Annotated in this window: 18 protein-coding genes; 6 read left to right on the plus strand and 12 right to left on the minus strand. The window is 52.0% G+C overall.

Annotated features, from left to right (window positions below):
- Positions 1–80: 80 nt before the first annotated feature.
- A complete protein-coding gene (locus GO013_RS02575; RefSeq protein ID WP_163808485.1) occupies positions 81–593 on the plus strand; it encodes a PH domain-containing protein in 513 nt (170 codons plus the stop codon).
- A 70-nt stretch (positions 594–663) separates the two neighbouring features.
- Here GO013_RS02575 and GO013_RS02580 read toward each other — a convergent pair whose 3' ends face one another.
- The 3 genes from GO013_RS02580 to GO013_RS02590 form a co-directional block, all read right to left on the minus strand.
- The gene (locus GO013_RS02580) at positions 664–1,272 is read right to left on the minus strand and encodes a hypothetical protein (RefSeq protein ID WP_163808486.1); all 609 of its coding nucleotides are present in this window, start codon (positions 1,270–1,272) and stop codon (positions 664–666) included.
- A gap of 76 nt (positions 1,273–1,348) precedes the next feature.
- Complete coding sequence (locus GO013_RS02585; RefSeq protein WP_163808487.1) at positions 1,349–2,476, minus strand: sulfite exporter TauE/SafE family protein; 1,128 nt, start codon at positions 2,474–2,476, stop codon at positions 1,349–1,351.
- A gap of 82 nt (positions 2,477–2,558) precedes the next feature.
- Positions 2,559–3,008 carry a 4Fe-4S dicluster domain-containing protein gene (locus GO013_RS02590; RefSeq protein ID WP_163808488.1) on the minus strand — a complete coding sequence of 150 codons (450 nt, stop codon included), beginning with the start codon at positions 3,006–3,008 and terminating at the stop codon, positions 2,559–2,561.
- A gap of 271 nt (positions 3,009–3,279) precedes the next feature.
- On the opposite strand from GO013_RS02590, the gene GO013_RS02595 reads away from it, so the two are divergent.
- Positions 3,280–5,367 carry a molybdopterin-dependent oxidoreductase gene (locus tag GO013_RS02595; protein WP_163808489.1) on the plus strand — a complete coding sequence of 696 codons (2,088 nt, stop codon included), beginning with the start codon at positions 3,280–3,282 and terminating at the stop codon, positions 5,365–5,367.
- Positions 5,368–5,460: 93 nt separating this feature from the next.
- On the opposite strand, the gene GO013_RS02600 is transcribed toward GO013_RS02595, so the two are convergent.
- From GO013_RS02600 to yedE, 4 genes are read right to left on the minus strand one after another with little or no spacing between them, the layout of a single operon-like run.
- A complete protein-coding gene (locus GO013_RS02600; RefSeq protein ID WP_163808490.1) occupies positions 5,461–6,330 on the minus strand; it encodes an NAD(P)H-hydrate dehydratase in 870 nt (289 codons plus the stop codon).
- Complete coding sequence (locus GO013_RS02605; protein WP_163808491.1) at positions 6,318–6,839, minus strand: DUF3343 domain-containing protein; 522 nt, start codon at positions 6,837–6,839, stop codon at positions 6,318–6,320. The genes GO013_RS02600 and GO013_RS02605 overlap by 13 nt, the downstream gene beginning before the upstream one ends.
- A gap of 33 nt (positions 6,840–6,872) precedes the next feature.
- On the minus strand, positions 6,873–7,091 hold the full coding sequence (locus GO013_RS02610) for a sulfurtransferase TusA family protein (RefSeq protein WP_163808492.1): 219 nt from the start codon (positions 7,089–7,091) through the stop codon (positions 6,873–6,875).
- Between the two features lie 10 nt (positions 7,092–7,101).
- The gene (yedE, locus tag GO013_RS02615; protein ID WP_163808630.1) at positions 7,102–8,160 is read right to left on the minus strand and encodes a YedE family putative selenium transporter; all 1,059 of its coding nucleotides are present in this window, start codon (positions 8,158–8,160) and stop codon (positions 7,102–7,104) included.
- A gap of 281 nt (positions 8,161–8,441) precedes the next feature.
- On the opposite strand from yedE, the gene GO013_RS02620 reads away from it, so the two are divergent.
- From GO013_RS02620 to GO013_RS02635, 4 genes are all read left to right on the plus strand, one after another.
- Positions 8,442–8,873, plus strand: a complete 432-nt coding sequence (locus tag GO013_RS02620) for an arsenate reductase ArsC (protein WP_163808493.1) — start codon at positions 8,442–8,444, stop codon at positions 8,871–8,873.
- A gap of 211 nt (positions 8,874–9,084) precedes the next feature.
- Positions 9,085–10,488, plus strand: a complete 1,404-nt coding sequence (locus GO013_RS02625) for an anion permease (protein ID WP_163808494.1) — start codon at positions 9,085–9,087, stop codon at positions 10,486–10,488.
- Positions 10,489–10,924: 436 nt separating this feature from the next.
- Positions 10,925–12,247 carry a Na+/H+ antiporter NhaC family protein gene (locus GO013_RS02630; protein WP_163808495.1) on the plus strand — a complete coding sequence of 441 codons (1,323 nt, stop codon included), beginning with the start codon at positions 10,925–10,927 and terminating at the stop codon, positions 12,245–12,247.
- Positions 12,248–12,351: 104 nt separating this feature from the next.
- Positions 12,352–12,762, plus strand: a complete 411-nt coding sequence (locus GO013_RS02635) for a hypothetical protein (RefSeq protein ID WP_163808496.1) — start codon at positions 12,352–12,354, stop codon at positions 12,760–12,762.
- A gap of 446 nt (positions 12,763–13,208) precedes the next feature.
- Here GO013_RS02635 and GO013_RS02640 read toward each other — a convergent pair whose 3' ends face one another.
- The 5 genes from GO013_RS02640 to GO013_RS02660 are packed head-to-tail and all read right to left on the minus strand — an operon-like array spanning position 13,209 to position 17,650.
- On the minus strand, positions 13,209–13,637 hold the full coding sequence (locus GO013_RS02640; RefSeq protein WP_163808497.1) for a response regulator: 429 nt from the start codon (positions 13,635–13,637) through the stop codon (positions 13,209–13,211).
- A 29-nt stretch (positions 13,638–13,666) separates the two neighbouring features.
- Positions 13,667–14,314, minus strand: coding sequence for a HAMP domain-containing histidine kinase (locus GO013_RS02645; protein ID WP_163808498.1), 648 nt, complete (start codon positions 14,312–14,314; stop codon positions 13,667–13,669).
- 17 nt (positions 14,315–14,331) lie between these two features.
- Positions 14,332–14,682 carry a response regulator gene (locus GO013_RS02650; protein WP_163808499.1) on the minus strand — a complete coding sequence of 117 codons (351 nt, stop codon included), beginning with the start codon at positions 14,680–14,682 and terminating at the stop codon, positions 14,332–14,334.
- 4 nt (positions 14,683–14,686) lie between these two features.
- Positions 14,687–16,414 (minus strand): cache domain-containing protein, encoded by a 1,728-nt coding sequence (locus tag GO013_RS02655; RefSeq protein WP_163808500.1) that lies wholly within the window; start codon positions 16,412–16,414, stop codon positions 14,687–14,689.
- 18 nt (positions 16,415–16,432) lie between these two features.
- On the minus strand, positions 16,433–17,650 hold the full coding sequence (locus GO013_RS02660; protein ID WP_163808501.1) for a response regulator: 1,218 nt from the start codon (positions 17,648–17,650) through the stop codon (positions 16,433–16,435).
- Between the last annotated feature and the right edge of the window lie 17 nt (positions 17,651–17,667).

Below are 17,667 nucleotides of genomic sequence, written 5' to 3' on the forward strand. Positions count from 1 at the left end.
ATGATACCACTTGGCAACCGACGCCATTGCCAGTATGAATATCGCAACACATACCAACGGCACACCCAAGGAGAATCTATATGGCAACGACATACAAAGTCCCCATGCACAAATCCATTATTGCGCTTTTTCTGCTCACAGTAGCAGGCATTGCCGCGGCTGTGGCATGGAGCTTCAATTCCGGATTGCAGTGGACCGCCATCTGCATGATAACAGTGGCAGGTCCGCTCGCCATATTCTATTGGTACATGCTCTATATTACACCAAAACGCGCATCAATCACTGTGGCCGACGAAGGGATTCTCCTGGCGGCACCACCCTTTGCTTCCGCAGTCATCCCTTGGGCCAGCGTGGAAAAGACTTTTCCCGCCAACCTCAAGACCGATGAGGCTTTCCAAATCGTCAAGGCCAAGAAGCACATGAGCTTCGGTGGATACAAATCAGGCATCGTCATCGTTCAAGATGAAAAGGAAGCGGTCATTGTTTCTAACCGGCCCGATGTCATGTGCATCCAGACAGCAGATCGAGTTTACCTGCTCGGCCCTTCCGATTTGGAAGGATTCGAAAAGAGCATCGAAAAAACAGCTCCATAAGAATTCACATATTTCCATTTCAAAGAACAAAGCCGCCCCATCAAGGGCGGCTTTTTTATGGTCTCGAAAATCAGGATTTTTCCGGTATCGGAGAGTCGCCCTGTTGGTCGCTGTCTTTGACTAAATCCATAAAAGTCATCATCTCATCCCCGGCTTCGTTTTCCTTGACCTTCTGTTTGATGGTCTTGAATAACGGCAGCCATGGTTTTGCCTTGCAAAACAGGACACGAATAACGATATATGCAGGGATAAAAACAAATGCAGGGCCGACATTCCCAAGATATGGAACAACGAAATCAACGTGTCCAAAACGGAAAAACATCCACCCTATGACAAAAGGCACGACCCACAAAGAAGATGCGAACAGTGCCATCCGAGAAAAGAAATTCTTGCCGAATGCGTCATTGGCAATGGAGTTACAGGCTTTCCAAGCAGTTTTGTCCTTGTATCCCAAAGCTCTGACAGAAAGATTATGATGATCGACCATATCACGGTTGATCGTCGCAAAATGTTTTTTGTTCAGGAAATAGACACCAGCCATACACAATTCGCCTATGACTGTTGCCACAAGGCTTGCCCAAATCAAACCAATGACAAACCCGACATATGGATTACCACCGATGCGGAATGCCCAGATCATACAGGGATCCATCAATTCATAAATAACTTGGCCGGTCATGGTCTATCCTATTTAATACGGTGAGGAGACCACCCGAAACGGGTGGTCTCCATTGAATGAGTATTGTTTTCGCGACTTAGAAGGGGGGAACCAGGGAGTAACCCAGGAAGCCCTTGGAGGTGTAACGCACGCCAACATACACAGCCAGAACGATGAAGATGTACTTCAGGACTCTGTCCGGGATGAACTTGGAGGTCTTCGGTCCAACGATGGAACCAATGACGATACCAATCAGCTCGGCGCCGATCAGGCCCCATGCAACCGGAGTCTGCTTGAGCAGCATGTAGGAAGCGATGGAGTTCAGCATACCGATGAAGACGGCCAAAGCGGACGTACCGGCGACCAAGTACATGGGCAGACCAGCAACGGAGGTCAAGAACGGCACCAGGAGGAAACCACCACCAACGCCGAGGAAGGAAGCCAGGGCTGCGATGAAAAAACCACCAACAACAGGAATCAGCGGATTGAAGTGGAATTCCACACCAAAGAAGGTGAACTCACAAATGGTGGGGGTGAACTTCTGAACCTTGACGCCCATTTCAGCCATGTCAATCTCAGCACCTTTCTGCTGTTTCTTGACGGATTCCTGAAAAGCGGCGGCAGCTTTTTTAGCAGCCTTTTTACCAGCCTGACCTTTCGGGGTGGTCTCATAAGTGAGATAGCAACCCAGGAACAGGACGAACAGACCGAAGTAACCAAGGTAGGACTTCAGGCTGATCTTGCCTGCGGTCAACCAAGGGACCAACCAGGAACCGGCCACGGAACCGATAGCCAGAGCGATACCGAGAGGCAGCACCAGACGACCGGCTTTATAGTAGTTGAAAGAAGACAAGGCTGCGGAACAACCGACCAACCACTGGTTCGATACGCGGATGGAGTCGGTGATGACCTTGTTCATGTGGGAACCTTTACCGAAGCTACTTGCGTAGTCGCCAAGGCCGTAAATGGTAATATGACCGACACCGGACATGATACCACCGAATGCGCCAACAGTCGAAAAGATCCAACCAACCCAGATGGCCCACAAGAAGCCAATGACGATGTTGAGCTGCGGACCACCGGGGATGCCCAGATATCCAGGCTCACCCTGGGGTTTGGCTTCTGCAATAGCGTCAGCCAGACGATCGGCCCAGGCAGGTTCTGCCACGAGACACGTGACAGCTACCAGAGCCAGCAACAGAACTGCTTTTTTTGAACGTAACACTGTTACCTCCTCCTCTTGAATAATGTTTAAAAGACCCCAAATTTTCCACTCCCCGGCAACCCCGCCGGAGAGAATGACCAATCTATTTCCGAATGAAGGTCAAAGCCTTGGCCGTACATCCGGCTACGCAAGCGGGGATGCCACCAGCATCGACCCGATCAACGCAGAAATCACATTTCATGATCTTGCCGCTTTCTTCATTGAACACCGGGACCGACCACGGGCAGGCTTCGACACATGCCTTGCAGCCATCACATTTGCTCGCGTCGACAAGAACAAGTCCATCCTTTTCGCGCTTGTACATGGCCCCTGTGGGACATGCTGCTACGCATTCAGGATTTTTGCAATGCATACAGTTTTGATATTTGATTTTTGCCGTGGGCTTTCCATTCTTATCTGGAATGGGACCTTCCACGGTCAAACGGTTGAGGGAAATCCCTACAGGCACCTTGTTTTTCACCTTGCAATGAATAAGGCACGCATCGCAGGCAATGCACCTGCTTTTGTCAAACTTAATTCTATAACTGGCCATTTTTACACCTCGAAAAAAACTTCAGTTGGTCGCGCAGTTCCGTAATGACCCTTGGTTTGTGGAAAAAAGCGCAATCGGTCAACTGCATACACGCTTGTGATTATTTTCCCAATCCGGCTTCATAATAACTCAAATCGAACCAAAAAAGGGTGATAAATATTGTGATCTATTTCACATATGGGGAATTTGTTGCTATAAAGCTCACAGCGAAGATAGGTTCCGGTCTACCAAAAAGCGCAAAAAAAAGTTCCGTCTGTTCAGGAGGAGAAGCATGAAGAAAGAATATGTGAAAAGCATTTGTGGCATGTGCACCGTGCGCTGCCCTATAGAAGTCGAAGTAGTCGATGGCAAAGTCGAGTATATTCAGGGAAATCCGGATGCATCGGGCATTGAAGGATCTCTCTGTGCTCGCGGAGCAGCCGGCACGGCCCTGACTTACGAAGAAGAACGCCCCCAATACCCCATGGTCCGCACTGGCAAACGCGGTGAAGGCAAATGGAAACAGGTTTCTTGGGATGAAGCGCTGGATTATGTGGCCGATGAACTGAAACGCATTCAGGAAACCTACGGAAAAGACTCCGTCATGTTTTCCGATCGCGGCGGACCGTTCCGTGATTTCTATCGGGCCTTCCTGCGTGGTATCGGCACTTCCAACTACAATAACCACGACTCCGCCTGTGCTCGGAACGTCCAGAACGCCGCCCTGTCGGTCTTCGGATTCGGCCGCAAGGGAGTCTCCTACGACTTGAAGAACGCCAAGCACGTCATTCTTCAACAGCGAAACATTTTCGAAGCCGTCAACGTGGCTGAAGTCAACAACCTGCTCAACTCCATGAGCAAGGGCTGCAAGCTGTCCGTCATTGATATTCGGGCCAATGTCCCGGCCACCAAGGCTGACAATTTCTTCATGATCCGTCCCGGTACGGACTATGGTTTCAACCTGGCTGTCATCAATGTCATCATCAACGAAAAATTGTATGACAAAGACTTCGTTGGCAATTGGGTGGAAGATTTCGATCTGCTGAAAGACTTTGTCCAGCAGTACACCCCGGAATGGGCCGAAGAAGAAACCGGCATCAAGGCCGACGACATTCGTGATTTCTGTCACCAGCTGGCAGAAGCCGCCCCGTCCATCCTCTGGCATCCGGGTTGGATGACCGCTCGATATACCGATTCTTTCTACATGTCCCGCACCATCTACATCATTAATGCCCTCATGGGTGCCATCGGTGCCAAGGGTGGCCTGCCGTTCATGAACAAGCCGGGCGATGTCGGTGCCAAGGGATTGAACAGCTTCATGAACCTCTATCCCAAACCCGAAGGCAAACGTGCTGATGGCGTGGGTTGGATGGATGGCCGCAAGCATCTCGACGCTGGTCCCGGACTGGTTCACCTGTCCTATGAGGCCGCTGTCGAAGAAAAGCCCTACCCGGTCAAGGCGTACATTTGCAACCGCCATGACCCGCTCATGGCTTTCCCGGACGCTCCCGACATCCGCAAGATGTGGGACAGCATTGAACTGCTCGTTTCCGCGACCTTCACCTGGTCCGACACCGCATGGTATGCCGATGTCGTGCTGCCGATCTCGCCGTACTTGGAACGAGATGACACCATCATGACCAAAAATGGTCCCAAGCCCGCATTCCAGATCCGCAAACGCGCGGTTCAACCCGTGTATGACACCAAGGCCATCTGGGAAATCTACTCCGGCTTGGCCAAGCGTTTTGGCTTGGAAGAACTGGTCTACGAGAATGTGGAAGACATCTGGAATTTCCAGTTGGACGGCACCGGTGTGTCCTTGTCCGATTTCGATGCCACCGGCATCGTTCCTCTGGCAGACGGCCCGTTGTACAAGCCCGTCAAGGAAGGCTCTTTCAAGACGCCATCCGGCAAGGTCCAGATCATAGACGCCAAACTGGAAGCCGACGGCCTGAAATCATTAAAGCCGTATGAGTCTCCCGAGCGTCCGCCCGAAGGCAAATTCCGCATTACCTTTGGTCGTTGTGCCCTGCACACCCAGGGACATACATTGAACAACAAGCTGCTCTTTGAGCGCATGTCCGAGAACGTCCTGTGGATCAACACCAAACGGGCTGAAGAGCTGGGCATTGAAAACGATGAATATGTCACTGTCTCAAGCATTGACTATTCATCCAAGATTCGGGCGTTTGTCACCGACTTCGTCCATCCCGAATGTATCTTCATGCTCCATGGCTTCGATCACAAACTCAAGGTCGAATCCCGCGCCATAGGCCGCGGAGCCGCAGATAACCTGCTCCTGTCCAAAGGGATCAAGAAGTGGGACCGTGGCGGCGGAGCTGTCGCCATGCAGGAACACTTCGTGACCGTTTCAAAATAAACCAACAACCACCTCTCACCCCCAAACAAGGAAAGGCCGATATCGCCCCCGATATCGGCCTTTCTCCGTATGCAATCCCAATCATGCAAAAAATCATATTTCAGCCACATGCACCCCGGCCAATCGCATGGCCTCGGCAAGAAACGGAATAAGCGCACCAACACGCGTCGCCGGGCTGGGTTGTGCCAAAAATCCCGAAAGCCTGTTGGCCTTGATCGCATAGTGGGCCGCAACATCCACCGACAAGCCGGACTCGATCAACGCAGCAACCATTCCCGTCACGGTATCGCCCGTGCCACCCATGGCTTCCATGGGCTCGGACACTGGCTCTGCCACGGAATACCGAATACCATCTCTGTCAGCCACATAATCGACAGTGCCTTTGACCAATAGCATTTCTGCCGCATTCTCATGGGCATATGCACGTGCGATCAAATCCGGGGTATGGTTGTCATCATGCAGAATAAATCCCCGCGTATAAAAAGGATGTGGCGCGGTTTCATCCGCCAGAAAAGCCAACTCTCCGGCATCCGGGGTAAACAGATCATAGGCCGGTGCCTGTCCACTCATTTTCGCCGCGTACATGAATCCCGCATCCGCAATGAGTCTGGGGGGATGCTCCATCTCCTGAATGGCCAGCAAAACCTTGTTGTGCCAATCCACATCTGGCTGAAGATAATGAAAAACCATGGTTGAATACTGTCGCTTTGGCAACACCGTGGCCAGATGCGCATACAAGGCACGACTTCCATCGCCCACCCCCTGATCGCCCACCAAAAAGACATGGGGCATGGGCTCATTCAGAAGTCGGGCAGTCTCAACCGCTGCAGCCAGCAGGGCTGCCGTCCCTCGATCCGGAGATATCATCCGACCATCAACCACCAAATCAGCACCATCGACCACCACCGGTGCATCCAGAACCGGCACATCCAGATCCGGCACAGTTCCGACTATTGCGAGCATAAACGCCTCACTTCCTGATACGCCAAATCAAGTGCATAACCGCACAAGGTATGACCAATTTCACGGGGCGCGGGCGCGTCGTCCAATGTATGCCCGATCATGTGGACCGCCAAATACGGTACATCGGGACAGCCTCCGCCAGAAATATTGACTATTTTTCGGGTGGACTTCTCGACCGTCAATTTCATGTTGGCCGCACGAACCATCAGGTATTCACCAAAATCCTTGACCTGATACAGATCAACCGGAGCGAGCAACGGGCCAGTGACCGGCACAACATCCAATGGCGAAGCACTCTTCTCTTCCAGACTCCGAAGGATATTCAGCCCCTCGATGAGCGGAAATTCGATGACCAGATCACAGCCGGTTTGAATCTCCGGGGGCGGTCCCATGACCTTGATATCCCACCCATTCCCCTGAAGGATACGCTCAGCCCGAATCACTTCGCTGGTATTCTCAAAAACGAGCAACCCGCGATCAGCGCGTTGCTCGTTCTGTGTACCAAACATTTTTTTCGTGAACTTCTCAAGAAATCCCACGTATTACCCCTTGGATAATTCGATCCGATATTCCTCGTCCGACTCGGCAACCACATTCACGGCCCATCCCTTGGAACCAGCGGCGCGTGACACATTTTCCATGGATGTCTCGGTATCCACCAAGATATCGACGGCACCTGATCCCATGGCGTCTATTTTTTGCAACATAACCAATACAGGCTGCGGACACGACAGACCGCGCGCATCTACGACTTCATTCATGACTCACTCCTTACGCCTTTTTGCGCATGGTAAAACCGATCAACAAACACACGGCCAATCCGATGAAAACAGCGGCAATGCCATGAGGACCAACCCCTTTGGGGGAACTGGCCAAACCGAAATTGTGGGCAAATGCCGCGCCGACAATCATGCCGAAAACGAAAACAGCGGCATCGCCATCCCCTTCACCGGCCATGAACAACTGGCGTCCGGGACAACCGCCTGCCAGGGCAAAACACAGACCGGCCAAAACCATGCCCATGAAATTCCACAGGGCCTGGGTATGTGCCACGGGCTGTCCCGCAAATCCCATGTTGAATTGTCCAAGGACAAGATTCACGACAAAAGCGGCGATCAACAACGCAATCAGGCCAGTCAGCAAATGAATCTGTTTGAAAAGCAACAGATCCCGAATCGCTCCCATGGTGCAGAACCGGCTCCGCTGCGCCAAAATGCCCACCAGCAAACCAACACCCAAAGAAATCAATAATGGAGCATGGTTGGCACCGGGGCCTTTGAGACTATAAAATAGCACACCGGACTTGGCTTCACCTGTAATCTGCGGATACACCACGGCCAAGACGAGCAACCCGAGCATAAACAACGGCATGAGCAGTCCGGCGGAGGTGTATGTTTTGTGACTCCGGCCCAACGAATATCCCTGCTTGAAAAAGAAGGTTCCAATACCGATACCAACAAACAAGCCGAGCAATCCGATAATCGCATTCAGATCACCACCAGCCAGCCGCAACAAGGCGCGCCACGGGCAACCGAGAAAGACCAGCGCACCGATCATGGCAAAAATGCCCAAGAAAAAACGGACCAGGGGTGCCGATCCAGCCCGAGGCCGAAAATCCTTGGCCGCAAAGGCCGCAATCATGGCACCCAACACAAAACCGATAATTTCAGGCCGCATATATTGCACGACCCCGGCCCGATGCATACCGATGGCTCCTGCGATATCCCGCTCGAAACAGGCCACACAAATACCCATGTTGCCGGGATTCCCCAAGTATTGCAGCAAAGACGCAAATACCCCAATAATCAACCCAACGCAGATGATCCCCATCCGCGATGAAAAGAAATTCTTCACATTACCCTCCAAATATCAATATTTTCAATATACCCCATACACACAATCAATAACCCCGCTGAAAAATATCGGAATTATGCCACAAGAGCCAATTGATAATATTGAGCATTTTTTTTTGAAAGATTGATTTTATCAATACTAAACGAAAGATGGCACGAAAACGTCACACAATGCCTCTTGCCTGCACCCTGAAAAAGCTCATACTCTGGCCACCTGGCAAAGTGTACTGCGAATTTCACCACAAAAGGGACGCTTTCATGAATATCCTTTTCCTTTGCACGGGCAATTCGTGTCGGAGCCAAATGGCCGAAGGGTGGGCACGACATCTGAAAAAAAACTCGCTGAATGCGTATTCAGCCGGGGTTGAAACCCACGGTATCAACCCCCATGCGGTCACTGTCATGGCCGAAGTCGGCATAGATATTTCCCATCACACCTCAAAGCTGGTTCAGGATCTCCCCAAGGAGATCGAATTCGACCTCGTTGTCACGGTCTGTGGGCACGCTCATGAGCATTGTCCGTATTTCCCCGGGCGCTCGAAAATCATGCATGTCGGTTTTGATGATCCGCCGACCCTCGCCAACGACCTGACTGACACGAACGAAATTCTGGATATCTACCGCCGAGTCAGGGACGAAATCGGCACATTTGTGAAATCTCTCCCCAAAGTCACTCTCTCTGATTCATAAGATTCAAATCAAAGACCACACCAAAGCGTGAAAACACCTGGAGAAAGCGTTGTTTTCACGCTTTTTTCATGCCCATATTCCCACTTCACTGCCATGTATCCCTTTGCAAAAAAGTCCCGATGAATTGACCACATATTTATATTATGTGTATAGACCATACTAAGCTTTGGAAGAATCACTCACCTTTTACCGCTGAACCAAAGGGATTCCCATGCATCGAATCGTCCAGTTCTCCCCGGTTATCGTCACAATTCTCATGGCTCTTCTTCCAATCCCCGAAGGGCTTTCACCCGAAGCGTGGTATTATCTCTCCATCTTTGTCGGGGTCGTGGTCGGCCTGATCGTCGAACCCGTTCCCGCGGCCTTGGTTGGACTGGCTGGAGTGACTGTTGTCGCCCTTCTCGGTCTGGTCGATCCAAGCCCGACAGCCAGTCGAGCCTGGGCCTTGTCCGGTTTTTCGAACAGCGTCATCTGGCTCATATTCGCCGCATTCATGTTCGCACTGGGGTATCAAAAGACCGGCCTTGGCAAACGAATCAGTCTCATCCTCATCAAATATCTCGGAAAAAACACGTTGGGCTTGGGCTACGCCATTGCCTGTGCCGATGGAATTCTCTCACCCTTCATGCCATCCAACACCGCCCGAAGTGCCGGGACCATTTATCCGGTCGTCAGCAACATTCCACCCATGTTCAACTCCACCCCGGACCATGACCCACGCAAAATTGGTGCGTATCTCAAATGGGTCGGCATTGCCTCGACCTGTGTGACCAGCTCCATGTTTCTGACCGCGCTGGCACCGAATCTGCTCGCCGTGGACATCATTCACAAAGCCACCGGGCTGCACATCAGTTGGGGAGAATGGGCCTCTGTCATGCTTCCTGCCATGATCCCGCTCTTTCTGCTCACCCCATGGCTTGCCTATATTATCTATCCGCCCACCCAAAAGAAATCACCCGAAGCCCCTCACTGGGCCGCATCCGAACTCACACGCATGGGACCAATCACTCGCAAGGAACTCATGATGCTCGGATATGCACTCCTGGCCCTGACTCTTTGGATTTTCGGGAAAAGAGTCGGCGTGGATTCGACCATGGCCGCCATCCTCGTCCTTACGCTCATGGTCCTGACCCGTATCATTTCCTGGGAAGACGTCATCACCAACAAAAGTGCCTGGAATGTTCTGGTCTGGTTTGCCACGCTGGTCGCCATGGCCTCCGGTCTCGACAAAACCGGCATCCTGCAATGGCTCGGTGCCCTTGTAGCCACCGATCTCCAAGGACTTCCCCCGGCAACAGTCGCCCTGATGCTGGTCATCCTCTTTTTCGTCCTGCACTATTTCTTTGCCAGCACCACGGCCCATACCACGGCCCTGCTTCCATTGGTTCTCGCCATTGCCGCACCGCTCATGCCAGCACTCATGTTGCAAAAACTCGCCCTCATGCTCGCGGCCTCACTCGGCCTCATGGGCATCATCACCCCCTATGCCACAGGTCCCGCGCCCATCTGGTACGGGTCCGGCTTTATCAGTCAGGCCAGGTGGTGGGGACTCGGCGCGATTTTCGGCGCCATCTACTTGGGAACTATGGCTGTTCTCACCAGCATTTACATCTAAACATCCCCCCAAAGACCATTCACAGCCCCGGGCGTATATGTCCGGGGCTGTACAATGTTCACGCTATTGTTGACTCTCTCGCCATTTCACGAGAGAAAGAGCCTTTTGGATGCAACGAACACAAGATTCGGACCATGGAGACCGTCTTTTCAACGTTCTTCACCGGAGAAGTGACCTCACGGGCCAAACAGCTATCCGTTTGCAATCACTGACACGCATGACGAATTTCCTCTTTTCATGATGTGATCGGTCTTTGCATTTCGACCATGTCTTTTTCACTGTGAGAAAATGACCACCTGATCGTTCTGCACACACAACTTCTTTGGTTGCCATGACACGTTCCCCTTCAGAACCGGAGGCACGGACTCATTTTGACCAAACCAACACACGGACTCCCGATGACATCTTGTCCCGGGACAACAGCAAGGATACATCCATGAACCAACACATCCCACCTCGCGGGAGCGCATTGCTTCCACTCCTCTTCTTTCTCGTCCTGTTTATCGGCACCGGGGCTTACCTCTCTGCACAAGGTGTCAGCATGGCCTTCTATCAGCTCTCGGCTGCCGTAGCGATTCTCCCGGCTATCGCCATTGCCCTGGCCATGGGCAAAGACAAACTTGACAGCAAAATAAACATTTTCCTCAAAGGTGTCGGTGACATCAACATCGTCACCATGTGCATCATCTATCTGCTCGCTGGCGGATTCGCCTCTGTGGCCAAGGCCATTGGCGGCGTCGATGCCACGGTCAATCTCGGTCTGACTTTCATCCCCCCCGAGCTTGTCTTACCCGGGCTTTTCACCATCGCCGCATTCGTTGCCACCGCCATGGGAACATCCATGGGAACCATCGCTGCCATCGCGCCCATCGCCGCCGGTGTCGCCCAGCAAACAGATATTTCCAGCGCGGTTCTCATGGGGACCATCGTCGGTGGTGCCATGTTCGGTGACAACCTTTCCATGATCTCGGACACGACCATCGCCGCCACCCGCACCCAGGGATGTGCCATGAGCGACAAGTTCAAGATGAACATTCGCATCGTCCTGCCCGCTGCCATCGTCACCCTCATTCTGCTCGGTCTGTTCGGTTCATCCGGCGGGGTCACCCACGTTTCCGACTGGCAGTTCATTCGCGTCGTTCCCTATCTGGTCATTCTCGGACTCGCCGTGGCCGGGGTGAATGTTTTTGTCGTCCTCGCATCCGGCATCGTTCTGGCCGGAGCTGTCGGACTCTTCATCATGCCCGACTATTCCCTGCTCACCTTTTCCAAAGACATCTTCAGCGGTTTCACCGGAATGCACGAGATTCTCGTTCTCTCCATGCTTGTTGGTGGACTCGGCGAATTGATCCGCTACAACGGCGGGCTGCAATGGTTGCTCGAAAAAATCAACGCCCTTGCCGTCAAAGCCGGACGCGGCAACAAACGTCGGTCCGGAGAATTCGGCATCGCCGCCCTCGTCTCCCTGGCTGATGCCTGCACCGCCAACAACACCGTTGCCATCATCCTCACCGGCCGACTCGCCAAGGAAATCGCCAATGATACCGGCGTCGATCCCCGTCGAAGTGCCAGTTTGCTCGATATCTTCTCCTGCATCGTCCAGGGTATAACCCCCTATGCAGCACAAGTGCTTCTCGCCGGGTCCATCGCAGGGATCTCCCCCGTCGCCGTCGTCACCAGCAACTGGTACTGCTTCGTCCTCGCCGCTATCTCCATCGTCGCCATCTTCACCGGCTGGCCTCAGTTGAAAAAGAAATAAAGCATGTCTTCGACGACCAGAGAGGAACCTCTTGGAAGAGGTTCCCCTCTGGACTTCCCTCCAGAACTTTTTGCCGCGCCTTCGGCGAGATCCCACGACATTCGTTGAGTGAGATTGAAAAGAATGTCTTCGACGACCAGAGAGGAACCTCTTGGAAGAGGTTCCCCTCTGGACTCCCTTCCAGAACTTTTTATCGCGCCTTCGGCGAGGTCCCACGACATCCGTTGAGTGAGATTGAAAAGAATGTCTTCGACGACCAGAGAGGAACCTCTTGGAAGAGGTTCCCCTCTGGACTCCCTTCCAGAACTTTTTATCGCGCCTTCGGCGAGGTCCCACGACATCCGTTGAGTGAGATTGAAAAGAATGTCTTCGACGACCAGAGAGGAACCTCTTGGAAGAGGTTCCCCTCTGGACTTCCCTCCAGAACTTTTTGCCGCGCCTTCGGCGAGATCCCACGACATTCGTTGAGTGAGATTGAAAAGAATGTCTTCGACGACCAGAGGGGAACCTCTTGAAAGAGGTTCCCCTCTGGACTCCCTTCCAGAACTTTTTATCGCGCCTGCGGCGAGGTCCCACGACATTCGTTGAGTGAGATTGAAGAAACAAGAGGGATAAAAAAGACGATGGGGAAAAGGAAGAGAGCCTTGCACAAAGTATTTCTTTTAAGGTTGTTTCAAAAAAGTCTGTAAAAAATACATTTTTTTTACAACGCTCTCCCAAGAGCCGCACGAACAAATGCCGCCGACAGCCCTCGCGAAGCGACCCAAAAAGTTTAGGAGAGTCCAGAGAACCTTTTTCAAAAGGTTCTCTGGCAGGTCCAGGACAGCGTCCTGGTCCCGCTGAAGGCGACCCCCGGTAGGGCACCAAAAAAGGCTGTCATGCGCGTGCATGTCAGCCTTTTTTTGGGGATCGATAATATCGAATTACAGTCAGGACTGAGGGGTTTCAGCCGAAACGTTTTTTACCATCCGCGAGTTTGAAGGATATCGTGAACCTTGTCAGCGGTTTTCTTTTCCACGATAACCATCTTCTTGGCTTGGGCCTTGCGGATTTTTTCAGTGAGTGATTCGATGTCAGCGGGCTTTTCCATGAAATCCATGGCACCGAGCTTCATGGCCTGAATACCGGCTTCAAGAGTGGCCTGGCCAGTGAGCAAAATCACTTGCATTTCCGGGTGGCTTTTCTTGATAACTTTCAGCATATCAATGCCATTCATATCGGGCATTTGCAGATCAAGAACAATCGCATCGTATTCGTTGGAATCCAAAGCGGTCACGGCATTTCCGGCTGTTTCGGCGGTGGACACATCCATGCCACGCAGCTTCATCCGTTCGGACAATGTTTCCAAAAACTCAACTTCGTCATCGATAAGCAATACTTTTTCAGCCATTGTATTTCTCCTGAGAGGTATGAATGGTGTTAGTCGGTTGCGTCCTGAGCTGGAAGGAACAGCTCGGTAGTTCGCAGATTTTCATCGACCGTCACGGTGACGTTCATGGTCTGAAGCGTCGATGAAAACACATGGTCATTCTTCAGCGGTGCATCCTTTCCGGGGACGGAAAGGGAGAACGATGCTCCACCATTTACGGGTTTCACACTCAAAACCAGGGTATCGTCAGCGTCCATGGAGTCGATTGCCGCGAGAATCGAGGAATGCAGCAACTGCATCAGATCAAAAGGGTTGGCCAACTGGGAAACTGGTTCACAGTCTCCGAGTATCAGCCTGATCTGTCGCATATCGGCAAGGCGGGCAGCCAGTGCTCTGGTCAAATCGAGAATCTCCACGAAATTCACTTCGCGGACAGTCTCATCCGTTGAATGCGCAAAGGCGTTCATGTTCTTGATAATTGTATCGCCGCGTCGGATCTGGCCCTGAATGGAGTTGGCGACCCCTTTCAACCGATCCGGCTGAAGTGGAATGCCGCGTTCTGCCATCACCGTCAAGTCCTCGATCAATCCGGCCGCTTCGTTGATAACGGCAAAAACGTTCTTGATTTCGTGCGAAACCGACGCACTGACGCGGCCGAAAAATTGCAGTCCTTCGCGGGTATCGAGAGTCTGTGTCATGCTCAAATCTCCTTGTCTCAGCCTTGCGCTTCCTGAATTTTCGCCACCAGATCTTCAATCTGAATCGGCTTGATCAAATAGCTGCATCCAGCGGCGCATCCGGCCTTGAAATCAGTTTCGGAACCGTGTCCCGAAAGAAAAACATACTTCATGGTGGGATGATCTTTGGCGAGCAGCTCCATCAAATCAAGACCGCTCATTTTCGGCATTTTCATATCGAGAACAGCCACGGCGTATTCGGTAGAGGCGGCCATTTTCAAGGCTTCCTCCCCGTTATCGGTCCAATCCGCGTCTATATCGCGAAACCCGAGTCGTTCTGCCATGGCGGAAACAAGTTCCACCTCATCGTCAACCAACAATACTTTCATGGATTTACGCCTTATGTGGACCCTGAAGGGGCATTATTATGGTAAACACTGTTCCTTTTCCAACTTCACTTTCCACAGCCATGGTGCCACCCAGTTCCTGAACAAGCCCATAGGTAATGGACAGTCCGAGACCGGTGCCACCCCGTTTTTTCTTGGTTGAAAAAAACGGGTCAAAAATACGTTTCATATCAGCCTCCGGGATGCCGCATCCATCGTCATCCACGGAAAAAATCAGCCGATTTTCAGTAATTTTGCGAGCGGCAATGTACAATTGTCCGCCATCATTCATGGCCTGGAACGCGTTGTTGATCAGGTTGAGAAAAATTTGTTGCAACTTGCCACGATCAGAAACAAATGGCGGCAGGTTTTCCGGAATATCCATGGTAATGGTAATTGACCGATATTCGGCTTCCTTTCGCAGGAAATCGACCACTTCATCAGCCAAATCCTTGAATTCGATGGAATCCTGTTCCACATCGATATGGCGAGCAAAACTCAATAACCGCTTGGTAATCTTGCCACACCGCGTCACTGAATCCAAAATGGACTGTATATTCGAAAGCAGTCGATCGTCGTGCGCGTATTCCTTTTTGAACACGAACAGATCTTTAATCAGCCCAGCCTTTTCGTTGATGATCGACAAGGGATTGTTGATCTCATGGGCCACACCGGCAGCCAGTCGTCCGATGGAGGCCATGCGGTTGGTATGCTCCATCCGGTGCAACGTCCGCGCCCGGGTCTGGTCCGCAATGTAAATTTTGTTGACCATATAGGTCGCGACTCCCACGATAACCAAAAGAATCACAATGATACTGGAAACGAGTATCCACAGCAATTCCATGCGAATCGTCTCCAATGGTTCCATCAGGGTCGCAGTTTTTTTCACAATCAGGACAATAAACGGCGTTCCACGAACATAGGCATACCCCACGGTATAGTCGGTACCGTCCTTTGCCAGAATCTGATTCACACTGGTCCGTTCGGAATAGGTGGGCAAGAACAGATCGACCTTGGAAAAGACATCCCCGTGTTCACGAGACGGCGTCTGAATAACTCCCTGCGTGTCCACGACAAAGGCGTCTCCGCCTCCGGGAAGATCAATGGAGGAAAGAATGGCGTTAAACTTACCAGTATCCAATGTTGCCCGGAGGACAAAATCCTCTCCGGTTTTTTCGTCACGAACCCGCCGAGCCACCACCAGATGCGGTTCATCACGAAATCCGAGAAACACATCACTGGTGTAGGTTCCGCGCTCCATGGTGCCGGTGAACCATTCCTGTCCACTGTAATCAATGCCGAGAAAATCGTGCGGTCCGATATACGCCACCTGCCGTCCCTGACTATCGATGATGCCGATATCCACGAACCCACCGAAACTATTTTTCAGAGAGGCAAACACCCTTTTGAGGGTCTGGCTTTGACGCAAGGTGGACAGCCCCTGATGCTGGGCGATAAAGTCGAGAGCATTGGTGCGCTCTTCGAGAAAGTAGGCCACGGTCCGACGTGTGTTGGATGTCGTTCGGGCCGTGCGCAAAAGATTTTCCGATTCAAGAGAACGCTGGGTGACGTTATAGTCGATGCAGGCCATGACCATCAGGGGAACCAACGCAACCACCGCCAAAATAACAATGGCGATCCGCCAAATGCGTCGATAGTTGAACAGATTCTTCCCCGGTCCGGTTCCGGAATCGGTGTCCCAGAACTTTGGTCTGATTTTTTCGTATATATCCATAACGTCACCCAGGCTTGCTTACTTTGTTTCCTGAACCTTTTCGTTCGCGGCCTTGAGAGTTTCACTCAAGACATCAATATCTACAGGCTTGTGCAGATAGGCAAACGCGCCCAGTTCCATACAGATCTGACGGTCCTTTTCCGAACCATGACCGGTCAGAATGATGACCTGAATGTTCGGATGATCGGCCTTGACCCGACGCAAGACCTCGATCCCGTCAATACCGGGCATCTTGAGGTCGAGAATCATGACTTCAGGCTCGTCGTCGCGAACCAGATTCAACGCGGACTCACCATCAAAAACCACCGCAGAGCCCATGTCACGCATCATCAGACGCTCGGACAAGGTCTGGACAAACTCCCGTTCGTCATCGACCAGCAGCACCTTTGACGGGATATCGAAATCCATCTTGCGATAGATATCAGTCTGATGAAACCCCTTGCCAACCATGGTCTTCACGGAATCAACCCCGTCAACAGCACTGACGATATCGGTCAATTCACGTTCAAGACGCTCCAGCATGAGAACATGCTTGTTGATCGTCAAGGTCACTGCCCGATCTCGTGCCGTGACTGAAACGGTATGGCCCTCGGTGGCCAAAACGGTCCCGACCTTGGCCGCCAGCATGAAGTCAGCGGCACGGGCCTGTGAAATCTCCGAGACCTGAACCGCGTCATTGGCGAGCTGCTCCACAATGAGATCAGCACTCCGGTCCACGCCCACAGACGCGACAGGCACCACGATGTCGTACAGCGACTCGGCCCACGGGTCCTTCACACCTTTCAAAGATTCAACCCAGGTCGCACGGTCGCCGTCATCCTTATGAATAAGCTTCAGGGCATGCTTTTCTGCAAATCCTTCAGCCTTTTCCGCGACTGCCAACCGTTCTTTCATTGAAGAGACAAGGCAGACCTTGAGGATATGATCGATATCAGGTGCTGGCAACTGTGAGGCAAACCCTGAAAACAGCAATTTGTCCTGTTCCATGAGCTTCTGGGCCATGGCGAATCGAAGCCAGGCAACCGCCCGCTCCTTTTCATGACTGAACGTGTTGAAAACCGACCCCTTGGCCTGAAAAGACCGGGTAATCTTGTCTTCGGACATCCCGGAAAGTCTTACGGCCTCGGCCACAATTTCCTGATCGGTTACCAAACGGTATCCCGTGGCATCCACCACACGCTTGACCACGACACCAGCTTCCGAAAACAAACCGTTAAAAACAGTAATAACAGACATTGTTTACTCCTCGTTCG

Origin of the sequence: Pseudodesulfovibrio sp. JC047 (genome assembly GCF_010468615.1) — a bacterium.
In the GTDB taxonomy this organism is placed as follows: Bacteria; Desulfobacterota; Desulfovibrionia; order Desulfovibrionales; family Desulfovibrionaceae; genus Pseudodesulfovibrio.